The sequence below is a fragment of the Streptomyces sp. NPDC058291 genome, from assembly GCF_042880855.1.
Taxonomy (GTDB): Bacteria; Actinomycetota; Actinomycetes; order Streptomycetales; family Streptomycetaceae; genus Streptomyces.
In genome coordinates this window covers 74,228-91,414 of the sequence record NZ_JBHVYK010000017.1, presented here as the reverse complement: position 1 = coordinate 91,414, position 17,187 = coordinate 74,228, and the positions used below count along the sequence as shown (strand labels likewise).

The following is a 17,187-nucleotide window of genomic DNA, read 5'->3' as shown; positions in this document are numbered from 1 at the left end:
GCCCGGCCGAGCCCGTTTCGCCGTCGGCATCCGTTCGAGGAGATTGTCATGCCCAAGAAGGACGACCTGAGCAAAGGCGACGAGGTCACGTGGAAGAGCCACGGCCAGAACGTGTCCGGGAAGGTGAAGAAGAAGATCACCGATCGCACGAAAGCCGCAGGCCGCACCGTCGACGCGTCGAGTGAGGAGCCGCAGTACGAGGTGGAGAGCGACAAGTCCGGCCGCTCGGCCGTGCACAAGCCCGGTGCCCTGCGTAAGAAGGGCCACCGCTCCTGATGGCGGGCGACGGGCGGGGCGACGACCGCGACGGGACCGTCGGCGACTTCCACGAGGCGGTCAACATGACCGCCGGTCAGTTGGAGAAGTGGCTGACCACCGACGAGTCGCGGAGCGTCGGGCAGAGCGACGGCGGCGAGAGCGTCGGGCACGCCTCCGGGCGGCGCATCGTCGAGCTCCTGAAGACGAAGAAGACGGACCTCACCGACGACGACCTCGCGCACATGCGCAAGGTCGTCGGCTACGTCCACCGCCACCTCGGACAGCGCCCCGGCGGCGACGTCACCGACACCCGGTGGCGCTACTCCCTCATGAACTGGGGCCACGACCCCGAGAAGTGAGGCGCATGGCGGTGGGGGCGACCTCGCCGGCGCCCCGGACCGCTCTCGGTGCGGCGGGCCGGGAGGGCGTCAGGTCAGAGCCGTCGGGTCCACGTCGGCGGGAGCAGCTCGTCGGCGGGCCGTCCGGCGGGTGGTTCGGCCGGCGGCTGCCGTGCCGCCGCCCGTGCGTGGCGACGCCGGTCCGATCCGCACGCCGCTCACGGTTCGGGGTGGGCGTCGACGAGTTCGGGCTCCAGCCCCTCGCTCACCTCGGCGTGGCCCCGGCCGGCCTCGGCGCGCCAGGCTTCGAAGGCCCACGCGGTGAGCGTGACGACCGCCAGGCCGAGCAGCCAGCCGCCCACCACGTCGCTGAACCAGTGCACACCCAGCGCGACGCGGGTGAAGCCCACCCCGAGCACCGACACGACCGCGACGCACCAGCACAGGGGCCGCCAGGCGCGCGGCGCCAAGGGCAGCAGGACCAGCAGCAGGACGGCGAACGACGTGGTGGCCGTCATCGCGTGACCCGACGGGAAGGAGAATCCGGGAGCGTGCGCCACCGGATCCTCCAGGGACGGCCTGGCCCGCTCGACGACCGTCTTGACCAGGAGCCCGATCAGCCCGCCGGCCACCGCCGTGACGGCGACCCAGGCGGCCAGCCGCCAGGCTCTGCGGTACAGCAGCCAGACGGTGAGCAGGGCGACGGCGGTGCGCAGGACGGCCGGGTCCCAGACCCAGTCCGACAGGAAGCGCAGGACGCCGGTCCATGCCGGGTGGGTCACGGCCGTGTGGTGCAGACGCTGAGCGGCGTCCGCGTCCAGGCGGCGCAGCGGCTCCCACTGGCCCTCGACGAGGATCAGCAGCAGCGCGAAAGGCACGGCGGCGACGGCGGCGACGACAGCCGCTCCGAGCAGCCGGGCGCCGAATCTGCGGTCGGCTGTCCGGCGGCGGTGGTCTTGAAGGCGCCGGATCGCGGCTCGCACAACCATGTCAGACTCCGGGATCAGGTTCGATCGGTTCGGACCGGTGCGCCCGCGCGGCTTCCAGCTGCGCGGCGAAGGCCAGTCCGAGGAAGAGGGCGATGGACGTCAGGTAGGCCCACAGCAGCAGCGACATGAAGGCGCTGAGCGGACCGTAGACCGTGTCGAAGGAGCCGCTGATCCCGAGGTAGAGGCTCAGCAGCCAGGTCAGCGCCGTCCAGAGCACCAGGTACACGGCGGCGCCGAAGGCCAGCCAGGTGTATCCGGGCTGTTTGCGGCGGGGCGAGCGACGGAAGATCACGCTGGCCGAGATCAGCGCGAGCAGCAGCCCGAAGGGCCAGCGCAGTATCTGCCAGGCCGTCTGCGCGCCGTCGCCGAGCCGGTAGACGCTCACCGCCGCGGAGGCCAGGTCACCGCCGGCCACCATGACGATGAACCCGAGACCGAGCGGCAGTCCGGCACTGACCGACATCACCAGGCCGCGCAGGTACTTCTGCCCGAAGGGCCGGTCGCGCTCGTTCCCGTAGATGCGGTTGGCGCCGCGCTCCACCTGGCACATCGCGGTGGTGGTGTTGACCAGGGAGAAGAGCAGACCGAACCAGAGCGCCACCTGCGCCCCGTCGCCCGCCGTGTGGCGGCTGCGCTGGAGCGCGTCGTCGACCACGTCGGCGCTGGGTCCCTCGGCCATCCGGTGGATCGTCAGTTCGGCGAGTCGGCCTATGTTCTCGGTGTGCAGCGTGGTGGAGAGCCCGACGAACGCGATGGCCAGCGGTATGACCGACAGGACCGTCTGCAGGGCGAGCGCACGGGAATGGGTGAAGCCGTCGGCGTACCGGAAACGGACGAAGGAGTCGCGCAGCAGGGCCCAGCGGCCGTAGCGGCGCAGCGACGCCAGCGCCTCGTCGGCGGACAGTTCGTCGCCGGTCATGTCGCGGGTCTCGGGGACCGTGGTGGCCGTACCCATGTCAGGCACCCCCGGCAGGCAGCAGCATGGTCAGCGCACCCGGCCTGACCTCCGCGGTGAGGCGCCGGCCCGGTGCGACCGGGTCGCCGTCCAGCTCCCGGGACTGCGCGGAGTCGAAGGCCAGTTCGGCCCGCCGGAACGTGAAGAACTCCACCGGCACGCCGCTCGTGTCGTCGCGCTGCGCCGTGACGGGGTCCGGAGCCGACGGGCGGGGCGTCCTGCCGCCGGAGCGCAGCAGCGTGGCGAGCGCGCGCATCCAGCCGCCGACGCCGCGCGGGTCGAGGATCAGCAGATCGAGCCGGCCGTCGTCGGGGCGGGCGGCCGGCAGGAGCGTCGTGCCGCCCTGCACGCTGCCGACGTTGCCGATGAGCACCATGCGGGCCGTGCGGCGCAGGGCGGGCGCGTCGTCGAGCCGGACGGTCAGCCGCATCCGCGGGGTGCGCAGTGCGCCGACGCCGGCCAGCACGTAGGCGGGCCAGCCCAGGACGGACTTGGCCCGGTCGTCGGTGTGCTCCATGATCGCGGCGTCGAGACCGGCTCCGGACATGGCGGCGAAGTGGGTGGCGGTGAGGCCGTCGCCCTCGACGCTGCCGAGGTCGATGCGGTGGGGGGCGCCGCGCAGGGCGGCGTCGAGCGCGTCGATGGGCGACAGCGGCAGGCCGAGGTTGCGGGCCAGCAGGTTGCCCGTGCCGCACGGGACCAGGGCCAGGGGTACGCCGCTGCCGGCCAGGGCGTCCGCGGCCGCCCGCAGGGTGCCGTCGCCGCCGCAGACCACGACCAGTTGGGCGCCGTCGCGGACCGCGCCGGCCGTCTGGCCCGTGCCCGGGTCCTCCGCGGTGGTCTCGATGAACACCGGTGCGCGGTGACCGTGCCGTTCCAGCACCGCGCGCAGCGTTTCGCAGTCGGCCTCGGTGGTCACGGTCGGGTTGAAGATCACCGCGGCGCGGCCCCGGACCGGTGCGTCCGGGCCGGCGCTCGCGCTCGACGGTGCGGGGCGTGTCGTGACGGGAGCGGTCACGGTCCCGTCGGTGAACAGGGCGCGGCCGACGATCAGCAGGGACAGGCTGCCGTTGGCCAGGCCGCCCATGACGTCGGTGGGATGGTGCATGCCCCGGTAGAGGCGGGCGACGGCCACCACCACGGGCACCAGGAGCAGCAGGCCTCCCACGATCCGCCGCCACGGTCCGCGCAGCCGGGTCAGCGTGAGCACGGCCAGGCCGCCGTAGAGCGCGGTGGCCGCCCCGGTGTGCCCGGACGTGTAGCTGGAGGTGGGCGGGGAGGCGTCGAGACGGTGCACATCGGGGCGGTGGCGGTCCACCGACTCGGTGATGACCAGGAACACCAGCGACTGGAGCGACACGGCGACGGCGAGGAAGGCGGCCTGACGCCACATCGGCAGACGGGGGATCAGGATCAGGCCCGCGCACACGAGAACGGTGACGGAGACCACCGTGAGGGTGTCGCCGGCCTCGGACCCCCAGTACGACAGGGAGGTGAGAGTGCTGGTCCGGGCGCGTTCGAAGCCCTCGTTGACGTCGTCCTCGGCCGTGATCGGCCAAGTGCCACGGGCGGGCCCGGTGATGAGCAGGCCGAATCCCACCATCAGCGCGCCCTGGCAGACCGTCAGCGCCGCGACGCGCGCGGCGGTTCGGCCGATGCCTCGGGGCAGCGCGGTCGAACGGCCGGTGTCGTTCGCTCCTGGTCTCTCACCGGGCAGTTCGGCCGGTCTTTCCGGTGCGGAGGTCGCCATGAGGTCTCCCAGGGGTCGTCGGGCTACGGCGGTGCCGGCCACGGGCGTTGAGGCCGATGCACCGCCGTCTGCCCCTGATGTCGCTGTGCAGACGTCCTGCCGGTGGGACGATTGATCAGCGTCGTGCGCCCGGCCGCGCTGGAACGCTTCGACGGTCGACGAGGAAGAAGCCGGCGGACTGCCCCGGCGCTGCTCGGGCGCTCGCGCGACAGGGCGTCTGCGTGCGGGCGTCGGGAGCGGGCGGGACACCGCCCGGTCCCCGGGAGTTCTCGGGAGCCTGCTGGACAGCGGGGTCCCGGACGCTCACATCAGCCGTGCGGGCGGCGGGTTGGGCGGGCCGCCTGCGGCCGGTGGCGCCCGGTCGTGCCGGCCGTCAGCAGGTCGTGGGTACCCGTCAGGGCGAGCAGATGCTTCGGCTGGTGGCGCAGGCCGGTGACGGTGAGGCGCCCGCCTCGGGCCTGCAGGCGCCGGCGGAGCAGCAGCAGGAGGTTCAGGCCGCTGGAGTCCATGAAGGACACACCTGAGAGATCTATCTCCAGCGTGGTGCAGTGCGCGGGGATGAGGGACGCGGCCTGCGCGAGTTGGGGGTGGGTCTGCAGGTCCATGTCTCCGGCCACGGTGATCACGGCACGGGTGGTGTGCTGCTGCGTAGTCACGGCGAGGATGTTCACGCTCCGCCCCTCTCGGGGTCAAAGCCCATCACGCCCTTGGACGGCGAGGGCGTCAAGCACGCGACGTGGGGGCGCGTGCAGCCGAGCAAGACCACCCGTGCCGCGTCCCGGTCACGGTGTGACCTTCGAGGGCGGCGCGGGGTCTCTTACCAGACCAGGCTGGTTGTCCTTGCAGCGTTGCACAGACCGCGGCGCTTCGACAGGCCGTCTCAGCAGCCGACCGCTGCGCGGTCTTCTGGGCCACGGCAGCGCTCGACCGTTGAAGCGTGGCGGCCGGCGGCGGCAGGAGGGGCCCGGGCCGGGCACGGTTCGGGCCCCTCGTCTGCGTACGCGTCCACCGGGGGAGTTGTGCACGCGCCACCGTGCTCAACGACGGCGGAGCAGAAAGGTCACACCACGTACCGCTCGCAGCGCACCGCTCACCGTTGGACAGGAGCCGGCCCGGGGCTCTGCGCCCACGCGCCTCAACCGGCGACGGGGGCGGCGAAGGCGGCCGGCATGTGGGTGCAGTTCCGTGCGGCGGCCGCGTTGGAGATGCGCATCCGGCGCAGCAGACCCCGGGTGAGTCGGGTTTCGACGGTCGTGTGCCAGATGAGACCTGGATGCCGGGAGCGAAGATGCGACAACGCCCTGGTGCCCAGCCCGCAGTCGCGGAACGGTTCGTCGAGGACGACGTCGAGGATCACGCCCTCGGCGCACTCGTCGCAGGCTCGATAGGTCACCCGCCCGACCACCTTGCGGATGTGGACGAGCAGCAGGCACTCCTCGTCCGCGCCCTCCGGAGCGGGCGAGGGCAGCAGCTCGACGTCGCGGTAGGCCAGTAGCCTTCGATGCCATCGGCCCCCTCGTCGTCCGCGGCGCCGATGCCTTCCCTCGGCCCGCCGCTGCGTGGCGCCGTCGTGTGCAGGCCGACCGTGTGCGTTGCTCATGGCGTACATCTGGTTTCCCGGCATGCCGCCACGGGTCCCCCGATTTCCGGTCCTCATGTCAGGGCGCCCGAGAACGGGTGACTTCGCGTGCACGAGGGCCGTGCGCGGGCTGCCCCGCCGGGGCGGCGGTGGGGGATGCGGGACGTGGCGCTCGAACAGGGCCAGCCATGACAAGCTGTGCTCTCCACCGTCCACTGCCAGGAGGTCACCATGGCTGCAGAGTCTCCGTCGTCCGAAGGTTCGGAGCCGATCGAGGGCGAGGGCCGTCCCCTGTCACCCGACGACGACGGCCAGTACGACCTGAAGCGCAAGTTCCGTGAGGCGCTGGCGCGCAAGCGTGGTGCACAGGCGGACGCGGCCGACCTCGCCGCGAACACCGACACGTCCAAGGTGCACGGCACGCACGGACCGGCCGCGAGTCAGCGGTCGTTCCGTCGAAAGAGCGGCGGCTGAGTTCTCGGCGGTCTCCCGTCGGGAGGCCGCGGGCTCGGGCGACGACCGCGAGGACCGGGGACCGAACTCCCAGGCCTGGGCCGTTCACGCGTGAACCTGCCCGCTCCGGCGTCGAGCACGGTGCCGGACCGGGCCGCTCTAGGAGAGACCGCCCGAGCGGAAGCCGTCCCTGGGAAGGTCTCCGTCCCCGGGCGCCCTCGCGTCCCCCCTGGAGTCGGACGTGGCGTCCAAGGGCAGGAGCTGAGGGCGTTTGGCGGTGCGGCCGTCGCCGGAGGACCGACCGCGCAGCCGGCGGCCCAGCCAGGGACCGAGGTGTGCGGCCGCCCAGCGCAGTTCTGCTCCTGCGGCTTGCCGGCGAGAGGGAACCCTCTGCGGTGGGAGGGGGATCGCCCAGGCGTCGTCGCTTCCGGGCAGGTGGACGGCTTGGGCGAGGGCCGCGGCGATCCGTGCGTGACCGAGGGGACTTGCGTGGAGCCGGTCTGCGGTCCACAGCCGTGGATCGGTGGTGACGGCCTGTCGGCCGGTTTCGGCGACCGCGACCCCGTGACGGGCGGCTGCGGCGCGGATGCGGTCGTTGAGCTCGAACACGCGGGACCTGATGGGCCGGGCGAGGGGCGCGATCTTTCCGACGTCGGGGAAGGTCAGGGTCACCACCTGGGCTCCGGCGCCGGTGAGCGCGGCGAACATCTCCTCCAGGTGCCCGGCCGCCTCCGCGGCGTCGTACCGGGGGCGCAGCAGGTCGTTGACCCCGGCGACGACGGTGGCCAGGTCGGGGCGCAGGGCCAGCGCGGGTCCCAGTTGTTCCGCGCGGATCTGACCGGCGGTATGTCCGCGCACGGCCAGATTGGCATACCGGAGGCCGGGGTTGACGGCTGCGAGGTGCTCGGCGAACCGGTCGGCGAAGCCGCGGAGGCCGACGCTGTCGTCCCCGTCGCCCAGTCCTTCGGTCTGGCTGTCGCCCAGGGCCACGTAACGCAGGTAGTCACCGCTCGGCATGAGTCCTCCGTCTTTCCCCGGGCTCGCCGCCCTCATCGGCCACGGCATCCTAGTCAAGGATATGACTATTCCCCGCCGTGAGTATCAGGAGCGTGGTTCGAGGCTCCGCGAGCGCACGCCCCGCCGACGGCTCGCCGGCCCGCTGTCCGGCCGACTGGCGGATCAATTGGGCGGAAGAGCCAGATGGCCCCTTGCTAGGGTGCGCCTGTGCCATCGCCAACGATCAAGCAGTTCCAAGTCACCTTCGACTGCGCGGAACCCGAACGCGTCGCTCGCTTCTGGTGCGAGGTGCTGGGATACGTCGTCTCGCCGCCACCGGCGGGTTTCGCCACCTGGGACGAGTTCGACCGCTCCCGGCCCCCCGAGGAACAGGGTTCGTGGTTCGCGTGCGGTGATCCCTCAGGTGTCGGTCCGCGACTGTTCTTCCAGCGTGTTCCCGAAGAGAAGGTCGTCAAGAACCGGGTGCACCTGTGCGTGCGGGTCGGCACCGGGCTCGTGGGCGAAGAGCGTCTGGCCGCGCTCGAAGCCGAGTGCGCACGACTGATCCCGCTCGGCGCGGTGCGCGTGCGGCTTCTGTATGACGGCACGGATTCCTGCATCGTGATGCAGGACATCGAGGGCAACGAATTCTGTCTCGACTGAGCGCCCTGGCCGGCGCCTGTCACTGTCCGGCAGCGGTACGCGCGGCGAGGTCGTCGTCGGTGATGGGGCGGATCACCCGGCACGGTGTTCCGAGTGCGACGCTCATCGGCGGGATGCTGCGGCTGACGACGCTGCCCGCGCCGATGACCGACCCGTACCCGATGCGGACGCCGGGGAGGACCACCGCGTTGCTGCCGATCCACACCTTGTCCTCGATGACGATCGGTTCGGAGAAACGCCCGAAGTCCGCGCGTCGCGCCGGGTGCACGGGATGCCCCGTGGTGGTCAGTGTCACGCTGGGAGCGATCATGACACCGTTGCCTATGCGGATGTCCACGTCGTCGACGAACGTCAGGTTCACGTTGCCGAAGAAGTCGTCACCGATGTGGACGTTGCTGCCGAACCCGGCGTGGAAGGGCGGCAGCAGCACGGTCCGTTCACCGATCGACCCGAAGATCGCCACGAGCAGCGATCGACGCTTCTCCGGTTGGCTCGGAGGGGTGTGGTTGTACTCGAAGATCTGCTCCGTGCGGCGGCGAGGGGCCTGGAAAGCCGCTTCCGACTCGGTGTAGACGAGCCCGTCGGCGATCCGAGCCAGGACCTCCTCCTGGTGAGGATCTTTTCCCTCGTGGGTGTCCGTCACCGTGCGACGCTCCGTTCGTCGAACTCCTCGGGCGCGGGCCCGACACGGCCCGGTCCGACCGCGCCAAGAGCCTACGTGCACGGAGAAGGTCCCGCCCCGTCATTTCGGATCGCGGTGGGTGGGGCCCGCGCGCCCCAGCCGGCGAGGCGCGGTGGGACGGACCGCGGCCGTGGCGTGCTCACCCTGGCGGAGAGGGCGCCTTCCGCCAGGGCGAGCCCGACCGATACGGCCTGTCGGCCGTCCTCCGCCACAGCGCATCCGGTCGGCCCCGGGGTCAACGGGGCCGACCGTCAGCGGGTGGCCGGGCGGGTCAGCGGGTGAGGGTGGTGCGGTGTTCCTTGAGCGACGCGCAGTTGGAACCGGTCACCTGCACGGCGGTGTTGGCGATGGAGCCGCCCCAGTCGACGCAGTGGCCCTTGCCGGACACGTACGTCGGGCCCGCGTACGAGGTGTAGCGACCGAAGTCGTCGTCGCCCTTGTCGGTGTCGGGGACGTAGATCCACGCGGACAGGTCCACGGCGGTGCCGGGGCTGTTGCGGATGGTGACGACACAGTTGTTGCCGTTGGCGGCGTTGTAGGTCAGGTAGACCGTGCCCAGCGAGCCGACGGCAGCGGAGTTCACGGTCTTGTAGCTGCTCCCGCAGACCTTCTGCGGGGTGGTGTTCGGTGTGGCGGAGGCGGGTGCCGCCAGGGCGGTGGCGGTCCCCATCGCCAGTGCGGCCAGAGCGGCGGCGCCCAGCATGGAATGAGTGAAGCGCATATTTCCCCCTTGTGTGCTTAGGAGCTGGTTACTCCTGCCTTATATGACAGACCGAGGCTTCGTATGGTTGTGCCGTGGTTACTGGTCTTTCCGGCCATAAGTGACGGACGGATTGGCTGAGTTGGAACGCAACCGGAGAGCCATGAGCGACGCGTGCCAGGTCGGGGCCGTGGCGCGGGCGGGCAGGATGCACTCGCGATGCGTGGAGCCGCGCTCCCGGACGATGCGCCGCGCACGGGAAAGGGCGCATGGCGGCCGCTGACGCTCCTCGGCCCGACGGACGGAGAAGGGGGAGTCGGGGGGAGTCGGGGGAGTCGGGAGCGCCCTGTGCCGGCGCCTTCACACGAAGTGCTTCTCGTGCGCGGCAGGGGCTGTGCCGTGGGAGCGGTCGGGCCGGTGGGCGATGACTCAAGAGCACCGCGGCGTGCCGTCCGTCGTTGAGGCGAGACCTCCTTCGAGGAGGCCCGATCAGACCGCCGCGCGGTGTCGTCGGCGGGTCGTCAGTCGAGGCAGAATTCGTTGCCCTCGACGTCCTGCATCACGATGCAGGACTCGTTGTCCTCGTCGGCGGGGAGAAGCCGTACACGTGTCGCGCCGAGCGCGACCAGCCGTGCGCACTCGGCTTCCAGCGTGGCCAGGCGTTCCTCGCCCACGAGTCCGATGCCGGCCCGGACGTCCAGATGCACCCGGTTCTTGACGGTCTTGCCTTCGGGAACGCGCTGGAAGTACAGTCGCGGGCCCGCTCCCGAGGGGTCGACGCATGCGGACCAGGAGCCCTGTTCCTCGGACGGCAGCGAACCATGGAAGGCGTCCCAGGTGGCGAACCCCTCCGGCGGCGGTGCAACGTACCCCAGCACCTCGCACCAGAAGCGAGCGACGCGTTCGGGTTCCGCGCAGTCGAAGGTGACCTGGAACTGCTTGATCGTCGCCATCGGATCACCCTAACAGGGAGGCATGCTCGCCCAACTCCCGTCGTCGGCAGGCATGGTGGCGACGGGAGTCGGCCTCACGGTCGGGCAGTATGACGTCGTGGCTCGCGACTTCGACATCCAGGACGCCTGCGCAGACCGGATACGTACCCGGCTGCCGGCGGCCGGCGCCGCGGCGGCGACTCTCGCCGCCGGGCTGGGACTGAGGGCTGTGACGGCGGGGAGCGTGGCCAAGTACAGGGGAGACGCCCTGTACACGCTCCTGGTCCTCACGCTCGTCGTCATGGCGGCGCCGCGCGTCACGCCGCCGATCGCCGCCGGCGGCGCGCTCGCCGTCAGCTGGGCCGTCGAGTTCCTGCAGCTCACCCGGATCCCGGCCGACCTGTCCCAGCGCAGTGACGTCGCCCGCCTGGTGCTCGGTTCGACCTTCAACGCGCCCGACCTGTTCTGGTACGTCGTCGGCGCGGCCGTGGGCTGGCTCGTCCACACCGCAGCCGTTGCCTCCCCTCGCGCCGGACGGGACCCTGACCGAGAGGGCGGGCGCGAGCCAGGTGCGCTGGATTGAGACCGAGTCGCAGGGGCACACGCACCACACTGTCCTGGACATCTCGCCGCCGAGGCGAGAGCAGGCGGACAAGAGGGGGATACGAGTGCGCAGGGCCGAGCGATCGAAGGCCGCGTCGAACCCGCAACCGGCGGAGCGCGACGGCGTTCGGACGCCGCCCCTGCGGCCCGACGGCTACGATCCGGCCCAGTACGCCGCCTGCGTGGTGCGCAGCGCGAGCGAGGCCGCAGTGTCGCCGCTGCTCGTGATGACCGTGCTCCACAACGAGGCGTACAAGCCGCACCATCCGTTGCTGGAGCGGCTGTGGCAGTGGTGGAAGCCGGGGGCGTCCTTCGGGGTCGTCAACATGCACCGAGCGACGTTCGAGGACGTTCGGCGTACGCACGGCCTGCCGCAGCGCTGGCAGGACCTGCGCGACGATCCGGCCTTCGCCGTCCACGCGGCGGCCCTGCACCTGCGGGACCTCGACCGCAGCCTTCCGCGGCGGCACGTACGCCGTTACACCCGCGACGAACTCCTCGCGCTGGGCTACAACGCGGGCGAACGCAACATGCGAGCCTTCGCCCGGGGCGTCCCGCCGGGCCCCATGGCACAGTCGTACCTGCGTCGCTTCCGCGCCCACCGGAGCCGGGCCGCCGAGGTCCTGGCGGAACACGGCGGCCAGGCGCCGCGCTAGCGTACGGCTCCGGGCCCGTCGTCAGACGAGCTGCCGCAGGTCCCCGGCGTCCCGGGCCCGTCCTGCGGCCTGCGCCCTTTCCGCGGTTTCGCCGAGCCGCCGAACGCCCGTGGCGCGTGTCAACAGGCACCCCACGGGTACTCCGCGCCCATCACTGTCGACCGCACGGAGGAGAGCCATGACGGAGAAGAGCGACACCGAGAAGAGCGACACCGAGAAGGGCAACCGCTTCTGCAAGGCGTGCGGCAGGCCGGCCGAGGACGGAAAGCTGTGCGGCCACTGCGGCGCCGTCCTGGACCTCCCGGACGACGCCGGGCTCGTCGAAGACCAGGGCGCCGCAGTACGACGAGACTTCGAAGAACGCACCGGCCGGCGCGAGTGAGGCCTGCGCGAGACGGCGGGGCGGAATCCCCCGCCGGATACCGCGCTTAACGACGTCCGCGGGGGTACACGGTCGCCATGGCACCGAAGACTGATCACCCCATTTCCTCGCGGGCCGTGCGGCAGCTGCGCCGGGTCCGTTCCTTCTACGCGGCAGGAGTCGTGTTGTGGACGGCCGCAGCGGCCTGGACAGGATGGGCCCATCCCGCAAGCCGGCAGATGTGGGTCTCCGTACTTCTCCTGGTGGTCTTCACCGGCCTGCTGCTCACGGCCTCCCTGTGGCTGCGACGCCTCCAGCCCGCCACAGCGCACAGGCCGGCGCGTCATGCCGCACCGCGACAGGCGGTCGCCGCACGCCACGCGAACGCCTGAGCCCGAGAGCCCGAGCGGCGGTGGGGCGGTGGGCAATCGGCGTCGCACCGACGTTATCTGAGGCTGTGTCAGGGCAGCAGAGGGTGCATGAATCGTGAAGCGGTCATGGAATCCGCCTCCGGGGGCGGCGGCAGTGCGGTCCTGATTCCCGTCATGTGCGCCATGCTGATCATGGGACTGGTTCAGGTCATACGTCCGCAACTGCTCTGGAAGGTGAACAGGAACCTCCAGCGGGGTTGGGTGAAGGACCCGGACGCGACCGAGCCCACCGGCAAGGGATACGCCATGCAACGCGTGACGGGGGTGCTCTTCCTGGCGGTCGCCACCTGGATGCTGGTACAGCACATCTGACGGCGGGCCACGCCGCGGTGATCGACCGAGCGGGCAGGGCTCGTCGCACGCCTGGGGCGGGCCCGGCCGTCCGGTCCCCGGCGCGGTTCACCGGGCAGCGCCTTCGCGAGAGGCCCCGACGAGTGAACGCAGCACGGGCACAGAGGGGCCGGCCGCGGCGAGACCGGCCAGTACCGCGCCCGCCGCAGACACGCCGGTGAGCGCGGTCAGAGCCCCCGTGATCAGCCCGATGACGAGCGCGGTGAGCAGGACGACGGCGGTGTGCAGGGAAAGGAACGGGGGCTCGGGCGGAGGGCCGGGGTTCACCGGCGGGTTCGGGTCCATGCCTTTGACCGTGCCCGCGCAACCGGTGCTGACCTGCATGGATCGAACAGTCCGGGCCTGACTTGACCAGGACTCGCACAGTGCTGAACACCTCTGGTCGACTTGTCCCGTGTTCAGTGATGTTCAGCCAAGTCCGGTGCCGTCGGCCGTCTCCCGCTCTAGCCTGCTGGCACGGGGCGAGCGGGGGCGGCATGGCACAGGACACGGGGCAGATCACCTATGAGGAGCGGCTTCAGCAGTTGGGGCAAGGGCTCACCCAGTTGCGCTCGGAGCGCGGCGCTCCGTCCTTCGACCGTATTCGCGCCCGCGGGCTGAAGGTCCTGCAGGACGCCGCTCCCACCAGCGCCTGCTCGAAGGGGACCATGAGCAAGGTCTTCGCCGGCGAGCAGTTCATCTCCTTGGACAAGCTGATCTGGCTGGTGCGGGCCCTGATGGCCTGGGACGAGTACGGCGACGAATGCGTCCCACCCGATCGCCGATCCGTGGCGCTGACGCCGTGGCGCAGCCGTTGGCAGACGCTCAACGCTCTGCGCACCGGCGCGCGCCGCCGACCGCCGAGCCCTGCCCACCCGCGGACCCGCGAGCCGGAACCGCCCGCAGGGACACCCTCGGCTCCAGCCCCGCCACCGCTTGCCCTCCCCGGGCCACGCGCCTCGACCGGCCCGCACGTGCGCTTCACGTTGGCCGGCCACACCGGGCCCGTCATGTCGGTGGCGTTCTCCCCGGACGGCCGACTCCTCGCCACCGCCGGCGACGACAGAACCGTGCGGCTGTGGGATCCGGCCACCAGCACCCCGATCGGCGACCCCCTCACCGGTCACGACGGACCCGTCACGTCACTGGTGTTCTCGCCGGACGGCCGCCTTCTCGCCACCGGAACCTCGGGGATCGTGCGGTTGTGGGACCCGGTCACCCGTTCCCCGGTCGGCGACCGGCTCACCGGACACGCGGGAGCGCTCTACTCGGTGGTCTTCTCTCCGGACGGCCGTCTCCTCGCCACCAGTGGCAAGGACGGGACCGTGCAGGTGTGGGATCCCCTCACCAGCGCCCCGGTGGGCGACCGGCTCACCGCTCATGCCGGAGCCCTCTATGCGGTGGCGTTCTCCCCGGACGGTCGACTCCTGGCGGCCACAGGCAGGGACACCACTGTGCGCGTATGGGACGTCACCGACCGCGTCCCGTTCGGCAAGCCCCTGAGGGGTCACGCCGGGCCCGTCACGTCGGTGGCGTTCTCGCCGGACGGCCGCTTCCTCGCCACTGCCAGCAACGACGGAACCGTACGGCTGTGGGACCCCTGGGACGTCGGTGCCCGCACGCCGGTCGGCGCCCCCCTCACCGGCCACGCCGGGTCCGTCTACTCGGTCGTCTTCTCCCCGGACGGCCGCGTCCTCGCCACCAGCGGGAGGGACGGGACCGTCCGGTTATGGGATCCCGTCGCCCGCACCCCGGTGGGCGGTCCCCTCACCGGCCACGAGGGACGTGTCTGGTCGGTGAGGTTCTCTCCGGACAGTCGTCTCCTCGCCACCGCGGGCGAGGACAAGACCGTGCGGCTCTGGGAGCGGCCGACCGGCGCCCCTCCGCGCCGGGAACCGGATGCGCTCCCGCTCGCGGCTCGCGCGGTGCTCCACGGCATGCACCGCGCCCAGCCCCTGCAACTGGGACGTCTGCAGGACTCCGGCTCGGTCCACGCCATGGTGTTCCGTCCTGACGGCCGCCTCCTCGCGACCGTCGGGCACGACGGGACGGTGCGGTTGTGGGACCCCGTCACCCGCGCCGCGATCGGCGGTCCCCTCACCGGCCACGACCGGCCCGTCACATCGGTGGTCTTCTCCCCGGACGGCCGGCTCCTCGCCGCTGTGGGGCACGACGGGACGGTGCGGTCGTGGGACCCCGTCACCCGCGCCCCGACCGGCGACGTCTTCACCGGCCGGGAGGGACCTCTACGGACCGTGACGTTCTCTCCGAACGGCAGCCTCCTTGCCGCCGTCGGCATCGACGGGACCCTGCGGCTACGGGACACAGCCACACCCGCCTCCATCGCCGATCGGCTCACCGCCCACGACCGGCCCGTCACGTCGGTGGCCTTCTCCCAGGACGGCCTAATCCTCGCCACCGCCGGCGACAACGGGGACCTGCGGTTGTGGGACCCCGCCACCCGCACCCAGATCGGTGCCCCCCTCCGCACACCGATCGAAGGCGTCCCCGACCCCGGCCGTCCAGTACGGGTGTGGGCGCTGGTGTCAGCGCCGGACGGCCGCCTTCTCGCCACCTCGGACCACGACGGGAGAGTGCGGCTGTGGGACGTGGCGGCCCCCGCCCCGACGGCTGCGCCCCTGGCCGGCCATGACGTGGCTGTCCGCTCCGTGGCGTTCTCCCCCGACGGCCGTCTGCTCGCCACCGCCGGTCGTGACGGGACCGTTCGGTTGTGGGACCCCGTCACCCGCACCCCCGTCGGTGACCCCCTCACCGACGGCGAAGAGAGCGTCGTCGCGATGGCGTTCTCCCCGGATTCCTCGGTGCTCGCCCTGGCGACAGGGCGCCAGGTCACGCTGTACGCCTGAGGCGTCGGCGGACGGACGCCGGGCCCGCGGGCCGGACCGAGCACCTGGTGGCGGCCCGACGTGCCGCCGCAACCCGGCGGCTCGGTCGTCCACTTCCCGTCGCGTATGCGCGTGCGGGCCCGTTCGACCCGTTGTGTGAAGAGGCGTTTTATGGCCTCTCTCCGTCGCCGATACGGTCCTGCTTCATGGAGTGGAACGGGAACTTTTCGACGGCCGAGGAACTCATGGTCGCCCTGCGCGCCGGTGAGTTGACCTCGGCGGAACTGACCGACCAGGCGATCAGCCGTATCGAGCGGGACGACCCGGCGATCAACGCGATCTGTGTGCGGGACTTCGACCGTGCCCGCGCCGCCGCGCGCGCCGCCGACCAGGCGCGCGCCCGCGGTGAGGACCGGCCGCTGCTCGGCATTCCGGTGACGGTCAAGGAGTCCTACGACATGGCCGGACTGCCCACGACCTGGGGCATGCCGGAGCACCGCAACCATGTGCCGGCCGAGGACGCGGTGCAGGTGTCGCGGCTCAAGGCCGCGGGCGCGGTGGTGCTCGGCAAGACCAACGTCCCCCTGGCGCTGCAGGATGTGCAGACCTTCAACGAGATCTACGGCACCACCCACAACCCCTGGGATCACGGCCGCACGGCGGGCGGATCCTCCGGCGGATCGGCTGCGGCCCTGGCCTGCGGGTTCGGCGCGCTGTCCATCGGCTCCGACATCGGCGGCTCGTTGCGCACGCCCGCGCATTTCTGTGGTGTGTACGCGCACAAGCCGACGGTCGGCCTGGCGGCGGCCCGCGGGATGGTCCCGCCGGCCACCCCGGCGTGGCCGCTGGAACCGGACCTCGCCGTCGTCGGGCCGATGGCGCGCACCGCCCGCGACCTCGCGCTGCTGCTCGACGTCATGGCCGGACCGGATCCGCTGACGCACGGTGTGGCCTACGACCTGAGGCTGCCGCCCCCGCGCCATGACCGGCTCCGCGACTTCCGGGTCCTGGTCCTCGACGAACATCCCCTCATTCCGACCGGGTCCGCCGTACGGGCGGGCGTGAACCGGGTGGCCGACGCCCTCGTCGACGGCGGAGCCCGCGTCGAACGGCACAGTCCGCTGCTGCCCGACCTGACCGAAGCCGCGCTGCTCTACACGCAGTTGCTGTTCTCGGCGTCCGCCGCGCGGTTCCCGGCCGAGACGTACGAGCAGCTGCGGGCCCTTGCCGCCGGACTGAGCGAGGACGACCGGAGTGTGGACGCGGCACGGCTGCGCGGCGTGGTGCTGAGCCACCGCGACTGGATCGAGGTGAACAACGGTCGCGAGCGCCACCGGCACGGCTGGCGGCAGCTCTTCGCCGCCTTCGACGCCGTGGTGTGTCCCGTCACGCCCACTCCCGCGTTCCCGCACGACCACCACCCCGACCTGAGGGAACGCCGGATCGACATCGACGGCGTCGAGCACCCCTACCTCGACCAGCTCGTCTGGGCCGGTCTGGCCACAATGCCGGGTCTGCCCGCCACCGCGATACCAGCCGGCCGGACCGCCGGGGGCCTGCCGGTGGGAGTGCAGCTGGTCGGTCCGATGTTCGAGGACCGCACCCCGCTGCTGCTGGCCGAGCTGCTGGAGCAGAAGCTCGGCGGCTTCCAGCCACCGACGTAGT

At 71.8% G+C, this 17,187-nt stretch carries 21 protein-coding genes; 11 read left to right on the top strand and 10 right to left on the bottom strand.

Going from position 1 to position 17,187, the window contains the following annotated elements:
- Positions 1-48 precede the first annotated feature (48 nt).
- Together ACFVYK_RS11805 and ACFVYK_RS11800 are read left to right on the top strand one after the other, a co-directional pair.
- Positions 49-276: a DUF2945 domain-containing protein gene (locus ACFVYK_RS11805; RefSeq protein WP_389771814.1), complete on the top strand. Its 228-nt coding sequence runs from the start codon at positions 49-51 to the stop codon at positions 274-276.
- Positions 276-617 (top strand): DUF3140 domain-containing protein, encoded by a 342-nt coding sequence (locus tag ACFVYK_RS11800; protein WP_389771812.1) that lies wholly within the window; start codon positions 276-278, stop codon positions 615-617. Before ACFVYK_RS11805 ends, ACFVYK_RS11800 begins: the two co-directional genes overlap by 1 nt.
- A 197-nt stretch (positions 618-814) precedes the next feature.
- On the opposite strand, the gene ACFVYK_RS11795 is transcribed toward ACFVYK_RS11800, so the two are convergent.
- The 5 genes from ACFVYK_RS11795 to ACFVYK_RS11775 all read right to left on the bottom strand — a co-directional run bounded on the left by ACFVYK_RS11795 (position 815) and on the right by ACFVYK_RS11775 (position 5,890).
- The gene (locus tag ACFVYK_RS11795; protein WP_389771810.1) at positions 815-1,585 is read right to left on the bottom strand and encodes a phosphatase PAP2 family protein; all 771 of its coding nucleotides are present in this window, start codon (positions 1,583-1,585) and stop codon (positions 815-817) included.
- A 1-nt stretch (position 1,586) separates the two neighbouring features.
- A complete protein-coding gene (locus tag ACFVYK_RS11790) occupies positions 1,587-2,540 on the bottom strand; it encodes a YihY/virulence factor BrkB family protein (RefSeq protein WP_389771807.1) in 954 nt (317 codons plus the stop codon).
- Between the two features lies 1 nt (position 2,541).
- Complete coding sequence (locus ACFVYK_RS11785; protein ID WP_389771804.1) at positions 2,542-4,290, bottom strand: diacylglycerol kinase family protein; 1,749 nt, start codon at positions 4,288-4,290, stop codon at positions 2,542-2,544.
- 308 nt (positions 4,291-4,598) lie between these two features.
- The gene (locus tag ACFVYK_RS11780; RefSeq protein ID WP_389771802.1) at positions 4,599-4,946 is read right to left on the bottom strand and encodes an STAS domain-containing protein; all 348 of its coding nucleotides are present in this window, start codon (positions 4,944-4,946) and stop codon (positions 4,599-4,601) included.
- A 479-nt stretch (positions 4,947-5,425) separates the two neighbouring features.
- Positions 5,426-5,890 (bottom strand): GNAT family N-acetyltransferase, encoded by a 465-nt coding sequence (locus ACFVYK_RS11775; protein WP_389771799.1) that lies wholly within the window; start codon positions 5,888-5,890, stop codon positions 5,426-5,428.
- Positions 5,891-6,100: 210 nt separating this feature from the next.
- Between ACFVYK_RS11775 and ACFVYK_RS11770 the strand changes: the two genes are divergently transcribed.
- A complete protein-coding gene (locus ACFVYK_RS11770) occupies positions 6,101-6,343 on the top strand; it encodes a DUF5302 domain-containing protein (RefSeq protein ID WP_389771796.1) in 243 nt (80 codons plus the stop codon).
- 138 nt (positions 6,344-6,481) lie between these two features.
- Here ACFVYK_RS11770 and ACFVYK_RS11765 read toward each other — a convergent pair whose 3' ends face one another.
- On the bottom strand, positions 6,482-7,339 hold the full coding sequence (locus tag ACFVYK_RS11765) for an SGNH/GDSL hydrolase family protein (protein WP_389771793.1): 858 nt from the start codon (positions 7,337-7,339) through the stop codon (positions 6,482-6,484).
- A gap of 207 nt (positions 7,340-7,546) precedes the next feature.
- Here ACFVYK_RS11765 and ACFVYK_RS11760 point away from each other — a divergent pair, with 207 nt between their 5' ends.
- Positions 7,547-7,981 carry a VOC family protein gene (locus ACFVYK_RS11760; RefSeq protein ID WP_389771790.1) on the top strand — a complete coding sequence of 145 codons (435 nt, stop codon included), beginning with the start codon at positions 7,547-7,549 and terminating at the stop codon, positions 7,979-7,981.
- 19 nt (positions 7,982-8,000) lie between these two features.
- Here the strand turns inward: ACFVYK_RS11760 and ACFVYK_RS11755 are convergent, their stop codons facing one another.
- From ACFVYK_RS11755 to ACFVYK_RS11745, 3 genes are all read right to left on the bottom strand, one after another.
- Positions 8,001-8,624, bottom strand: a complete 624-nt coding sequence (locus ACFVYK_RS11755; RefSeq protein ID WP_389771787.1) for a sugar O-acetyltransferase — start codon at positions 8,622-8,624, stop codon at positions 8,001-8,003.
- 310 nt (positions 8,625-8,934) lie between these two features.
- Positions 8,935-9,384 (bottom strand): spore-associated protein, encoded by a 450-nt coding sequence (locus tag ACFVYK_RS11750; RefSeq protein WP_389771784.1) that lies wholly within the window; start codon positions 9,382-9,384, stop codon positions 8,935-8,937.
- 500 nt (positions 9,385-9,884) lie between these two features.
- On the bottom strand, positions 9,885-10,316 hold the full coding sequence (locus ACFVYK_RS11745; RefSeq protein WP_389771782.1) for a VOC family protein: 432 nt from the start codon (positions 10,314-10,316) through the stop codon (positions 9,885-9,887).
- Between the two features lie 139 nt (positions 10,317-10,455).
- Between ACFVYK_RS11745 and ACFVYK_RS11740 the strand changes: the two genes are divergently transcribed.
- The 5 genes from ACFVYK_RS11740 to ACFVYK_RS11720 all read left to right on the top strand — a co-directional run bounded on the left by ACFVYK_RS11740 (position 10,456) and on the right by ACFVYK_RS11720 (position 12,658).
- A complete protein-coding gene (locus tag ACFVYK_RS11740; RefSeq protein ID WP_389771862.1) occupies positions 10,456-10,878 on the top strand; it encodes a DUF2809 domain-containing protein in 423 nt (140 codons plus the stop codon).
- Positions 10,879-10,963: 85 nt separating this feature from the next.
- Positions 10,964-11,554: a lytic transglycosylase domain-containing protein gene (locus ACFVYK_RS11735; protein ID WP_389771779.1), complete on the top strand. Its 591-nt coding sequence runs from the start codon at positions 10,964-10,966 to the stop codon at positions 11,552-11,554.
- A 178-nt stretch (positions 11,555-11,732) separates the two neighbouring features.
- Positions 11,733-11,936 (top strand): hypothetical protein, encoded by a 204-nt coding sequence (locus ACFVYK_RS11730; RefSeq protein WP_389771777.1) that lies wholly within the window; start codon positions 11,733-11,735, stop codon positions 11,934-11,936.
- A gap of 77 nt (positions 11,937-12,013) precedes the next feature.
- A complete protein-coding gene (locus ACFVYK_RS11725; RefSeq protein ID WP_389771774.1) occupies positions 12,014-12,307 on the top strand; it encodes a hypothetical protein in 294 nt (97 codons plus the stop codon).
- Between the two features lie 87 nt (positions 12,308-12,394).
- On the top strand, positions 12,395-12,658 hold the full coding sequence (locus tag ACFVYK_RS11720) for a DUF6199 family natural product biosynthesis protein (protein ID WP_389771773.1): 264 nt from the start codon (positions 12,395-12,397) through the stop codon (positions 12,656-12,658).
- 87 nt (positions 12,659-12,745) lie between these two features.
- On the opposite strand, the gene ACFVYK_RS11715 is transcribed toward ACFVYK_RS11720, so the two are convergent.
- Complete coding sequence (locus ACFVYK_RS11715) at positions 12,746-13,021, bottom strand: hypothetical protein (RefSeq protein WP_389771770.1); 276 nt, start codon at positions 13,019-13,021, stop codon at positions 12,746-12,748.
- Positions 13,022-13,173: 152 nt separating this feature from the next.
- Here ACFVYK_RS11715 and ACFVYK_RS11710 point away from each other — a divergent pair, with 152 nt between their 5' ends.
- Together ACFVYK_RS11710 and ACFVYK_RS11705 are read left to right on the top strand one after the other, a co-directional pair.
- Positions 13,174-15,543, top strand: coding sequence for a WD40 repeat domain-containing protein (locus ACFVYK_RS11710; protein ID WP_389771767.1), 2,370 nt, complete (start codon positions 13,174-13,176; stop codon positions 15,541-15,543).
- Positions 15,544-15,728: 185 nt separating this feature from the next.
- Entirely contained in the window at positions 15,729-17,186 is a 1,458-nt protein-coding gene (locus tag ACFVYK_RS11705) for an amidase (RefSeq protein WP_389771765.1), read from the top strand.
- Position 17,187: the final 1 nt, after the last annotated feature.

Bases quoted from the DNA above. Each gene is read 5' to 3' on its own strand.
- ACFVYK_RS11805 (WP_389771814.1), top strand. From the start codon at position 49: ATGCCCAAGAAGGACGACCTGAGCAAAGGCGACGAGGTCACGTGGAAG.
- ACFVYK_RS11800 (WP_389771812.1), top strand. From the start codon at position 276: ATGGCGGGCGACGGGCGGGGCGACGACCGCGACGGGACCGTCGGCGAC.
- ACFVYK_RS11795 (WP_389771810.1), bottom strand. From the start codon at position 1,585: ATGGTTGTGCGAGCCGCGATCCGGCGCCTTCAAGACCACCGCCGCCGG.
- ACFVYK_RS11790 (WP_389771807.1), bottom strand. From the start codon at position 2,540: ATGGGTACGGCCACCACGGTCCCCGAGACCCGCGACATGACCGGCGAC.
- ACFVYK_RS11785 (WP_389771804.1), bottom strand. From the start codon at position 4,290: ATGGCGACCTCCGCACCGGAAAGACCGGCCGAACTGCCCGGTGAGAGA.
- ACFVYK_RS11775 (WP_389771799.1), bottom strand. From the start codon at position 5,890: ATGAGCAACGCACACGGTCGGCCTGCACACGACGGCGCCACGCAGCGG.
- ACFVYK_RS11770 (WP_389771796.1), top strand. From the start codon at position 6,101: ATGGCTGCAGAGTCTCCGTCGTCCGAAGGTTCGGAGCCGATCGAGGGC.
- ACFVYK_RS11765 (WP_389771793.1), bottom strand. From the start codon at position 7,339: ATGCCGAGCGGTGACTACCTGCGTTACGTGGCCCTGGGCGACAGCCAG.
- ACFVYK_RS11750 (WP_389771784.1), bottom strand. From the start codon at position 9,384: ATGCGCTTCACTCATTCCATGCTGGGCGCCGCCGCTCTGGCCGCACTG.
- ACFVYK_RS11745 (WP_389771782.1), bottom strand. From the start codon at position 10,316: ATGGCGACGATCAAGCAGTTCCAGGTCACCTTCGACTGCGCGGAACCC.
- ACFVYK_RS11730 (WP_389771777.1), top strand. From the start codon at position 11,733: ATGACGGAGAAGAGCGACACCGAGAAGAGCGACACCGAGAAGGGCAAC.
- ACFVYK_RS11725 (WP_389771774.1), top strand. From the start codon at position 12,014: ATGGCACCGAAGACTGATCACCCCATTTCCTCGCGGGCCGTGCGGCAG.
- ACFVYK_RS11720 (WP_389771773.1), top strand. From the start codon at position 12,395: ATGAATCGTGAAGCGGTCATGGAATCCGCCTCCGGGGGCGGCGGCAGT.
- ACFVYK_RS11715 (WP_389771770.1), bottom strand. From the start codon at position 13,021: ATGCAGGTCAGCACCGGTTGCGCGGGCACGGTCAAAGGCATGGACCCG.
- ACFVYK_RS11710 (WP_389771767.1), top strand. From the start codon at position 13,174: ATGGCACAGGACACGGGGCAGATCACCTATGAGGAGCGGCTTCAGCAG.
- ACFVYK_RS11705 (WP_389771765.1), top strand. From the start codon at position 15,729: ATGGAGTGGAACGGGAACTTTTCGACGGCCGAGGAACTCATGGTCGCC.